General features: G+C 63.6%; 2 protein-coding genes and 3 pseudogenes. 1 reads left to right on the plus strand and 4 read right to left on the minus strand.

The window, feature by feature from the left end; translation table 11 throughout:
• Positions 1–120, plus strand: a pseudogene (locus VN856_RS02645) (enoyl-CoA hydratase); the annotation flags it as partial.
• Positions 121–131: 11 nt separating this feature from the next.
• Here the strand turns inward: VN856_RS02645 and VN856_RS02650 are convergent.
• The 4 genes and pseudogenes from VN856_RS02650 to VN856_RS02665 all read right to left on the minus strand — a co-directional run.
• Entirely contained in the window at positions 132–1,142 is a 1,011-nt protein-coding gene (locus tag VN856_RS02650; RefSeq protein ID WP_325685880.1) for a patatin-like phospholipase family protein, read from the minus strand.
• A 17-nt stretch (positions 1,143–1,159) separates the two neighbouring features.
• Positions 1,160–2,521: a DUF2254 domain-containing protein gene (locus VN856_RS02655; RefSeq protein ID WP_325685882.1), complete on the minus strand. Its 1,362-nt coding sequence runs from the start codon at positions 2,519–2,521 to the stop codon at positions 1,160–1,162.
• 53 nt (positions 2,522–2,574) lie between these two features.
• Positions 2,575–3,030: pseudogene (cynS, locus tag VN856_RS02660) on the minus strand (cyanase).
• A 66-nt stretch (positions 3,031–3,096) separates the two neighbouring features.
• A pseudogene (locus VN856_RS02665) lies at positions 3,097–3,295 on the minus strand (SAM-dependent methyltransferase); the annotation flags it as partial.

Consider the following 3,295-nt stretch of genomic DNA (forward strand, 5'->3'; position numbering starts at 1 on the left):
CGCGAATTCGCGACGCTCAAGCAGCACGCCCATGTCGGCACGAAGCTGCGGACCCGGGCCGATGCGCTGGCCGCGATTCGCGCCGGAATCGACAATATGGCAGCCGAATTCGAGGTCTAGGTTCTGCAGCCTTACGTTCCGGGCCGCCGGAAACGCTCGAGGTACTCGTTCCAGTCCCACGATTTCAGGAACGCTTCGGCCGCATCGTGGCCGCTTTGGTAGAGCTCTTGCATCTGCTTGGTGCCGATGTTGAAGTCGAGAAATCCGACCTTCGAGGAGTCGACGCGAATCGCCCGCGAGTCGACCCATGGTTGATTCAGGTAGGCCTGGTCGCGCCCGACGATCATCGTGGTGATCAGCGCTTCGATCAGCGGCGGGCCGCCGAAAAGCCAATTGACCGGCGCCAGAGCCGGAATCACTTTGTCATTGCCCTGCGGAAGGTTGGGCAGCAACGTGACGCCGAAGGTGGGCCACCGTGGCGGTTTGCCGTCACGCCGGTCGAAGGAGTCGATCGGGAAGTTCGACAGCATGCCGCCGTCGACCAGCGTCGACGTCAGGCCGGCGGTGCTGGTCAACTTGGCGGCCCGAAAGAAGAATGGGATCGACATCGACGCGCGAACCGCGTCGGCTACCTGTTGTTCGTCGGGGTCCAGGCCGTACAGCCGGTGGTAGTCCCACGGCAGCCGCACCAGCTGCCCGGTGGTCACGTCGGACACCGTGACGACCAGCCGGTAGCGCTGTTCCGGCGGCAGGTGCGGGGCGTCGATGGCCAGGTCGCCGAAAGTCCGCACACCGAGGTTGGCCAGCTCGCTGCGAATCCAGTCGTGAGCGAAATCGCCTTTGTAAATGCCGGTTTCGCTCAATACGCCCCACGCCGGGCCGAGCAGCGGGATGCCGGTGATGTGCGTCGGGTCGAGGAATTTTTTGTAGGGCAACGTCATGGTCAGTTGCTCGACCTCATCGGGGGTCAGTTGGTCGGCGCCGGCGGCCAGAATGGCGCCGACCACCGAGCCGGCTGACGTGCCGGACACCCGCTGGATCGCATATCCGGCTTCCAGCAGGGCGACGGCGGCGCCGGACAATCCGATGCCCTTGACGCCGCCGCCCGAGAGGACGAGGTCCGCCTTGAGTTCGGTAGTCACTCTGCGCACTGTAGCCGCTAGGCCAGACGAAGCTCCTCCGGTGCTGCCGCGACGGGCGTGACCAGCGCAAGGACCGCCTCGTAGCGCTGCGTGACGTCGTGGCGGTCTGATGGATCGGCGACCGTGGCCAGGCTGGACCGCTGGATCGCCTCGGCTTGGCGGATCAACGGGGTTTGGTGTGCACGGTCAGGCGTTTGTTCGATGATCTTCGCCAGCGCTTCGAGTTGCCGGATCATGATGGCGGGCATGCCAACTGCGGCCTGGCGGATGGTATCGAACGTGCGCTCCACCAGCCGCTCGAAATCGGGCTGGTAGGCGATGACGCGTATGTTGCCTTCAGCGTCGCGCCGGATCCGCTGTGGGCGCCATGAAGTGGAAATTCGGCACAAGCCATCGGCGATCCAGTCGACGCAGGTCATCCCGGTGAACGTGTCGTTGACTGCGGGCGATAATGCCCGTAATGCGATCTCGACCAGTTGATCGAATCCAAACGAAATATCCTGTGGGAGTGTGCGATAGGCACCCGTGATGTGGCCCAGCGCAAGCCTGACTGCCACAGAGTCAGCAGCCTCGGGCGGCCACACCCGGGCGATTACCTGACCTGCGACCACGAAATGCCCAGGGCGGTAGGGTAACTGAATGACCGCGTCGGCATTGGTAGCGGTCTTCAGTAGCGAGTCATGCCGGACGACCTGCAGATAGCCGCTGCGCGGTGTGCGGATCGGAGCACCGGACTCCTCCAACCGTGCACACAATTCCTCGTGCGACGGGCCGCGGGCCGCACCGACCCCGAAGTCGCCACCGACATCCAGCGCCGCAATCTCTTTGTCCAATGTTGCCGCAATGCGCGCGATTACCACCGGGAGCTGGATCATCGAAGCGATGTGATTGAGGAAGAAGATCAACACTGCCACGTCAGCCAACGTCAGCACGAACGTCACCGTGATCGACAAATGCGGAACGAAGTCGCCGTGCGGGCCGCCGCCCACCGAAACCAACGCGACCATCGCGTAGCAAAACGAGGCGACAAATGTTCCCAACGAAACTTGAGTTCCCGGATCGCGCACGAAGTTGCGCAGCATCCGCGGCCCGAACTGCGTTGAGGCCAGCGTCAGCGCAACGATGGTGATCGAGAAGACGATGCCGACCACGGTGATGATCGCCGCGGCGACCGTGGCCAATACAACTCGAGCCGAATCGGCGCTGCCGTTAAGCACCCACGATGGGAAGTGGATCCATCCGTCATAAGCCATGCGATCGATGGTGTAGGTGATGCCGAACACCACGACTATCCCAAGCGTCTGGAGCACCGGGACGAGCCATAGGTTGGTCCGAAGTTGCTCCCGTCGCCAATCAGCCTCGAAGTATGGACCGCGCATCTAGCAAAAGCTAAGCGTGCGCGGCCCGCTGCGCGCGTTTATTAACGATTTCCTTACGACTGGGCTGAAACCCAGTCGTAAGCAAGGAATTTTCCGTCGAACGTCACCACGACACGGTCGCCGGACGGATGCGGTTTCTTCTGCAGGTCGACGCTGAAGTTGATCGCGCTCATGATGCCGTCGCCGAACTGCTAGTGGATCAATTCCTTGAGAGCGCCGCCGTACACCTGAACCGCCTCATAGAAACGGTAGATGGTGGGGTCGGTCGGCACCGCGGTGGGCAGCTCGGCTCGTACCGGCACCGCGGCCAGCACGGGCAGCGCCGACTCGTCGAGGCCGAGCATCTCGACGACCACCTTGCCGAGCTCGACGGGAATCGGGTGCTGGCCCAGTAGCGCCGACGTGGTCCACACCACCGGCCTGTCGATGGCCTCGGCCAGCTCCTGCCAGCTCAGCCCGCGGTCCAGACGGGCAAGAACGATCTGCTCGGTGATCTCGTTTCTGTTCATGGAATCAGCATGCACGCCGCCGCCGGCCGGCGCGCGGCTCGGCTGATAAGCGTTGACTATCAGCACTCAACCCGGTTTCGTGGCGGTCACCAACCGGGTGGCGAACCAGGGGCCGCCGTACCACATGCGCCATCCCAGGTTGCGGCGCTGCACGTTTCGCCAACCCAGTTCGCGCAGATGGTTGGCATGCTGACCGGTCTCCCGCAGGTCGGCGATCGCGAGCCGGCCGCCCGGCCGCAGCACCCGGACGGCTTGATCCAAAGCC

Source organism: Mycobacterium sp. (assembly GCF_035603715.1).
In the GTDB taxonomy this organism is placed as follows: domain Bacteria; phylum Actinomycetota; class Actinomycetes; order Mycobacteriales; family Mycobacteriaceae; genus Mycobacterium.

Bases quoted from the DNA above. Each gene is read 5' to 3' on its own strand.
- VN856_RS02655 (WP_325685882.1), bottom strand. From the start codon at position 2,521: ATGCGCGGTCCATACTTCGAGGCTGATTGGCGACGGGAGCAACTTCGG.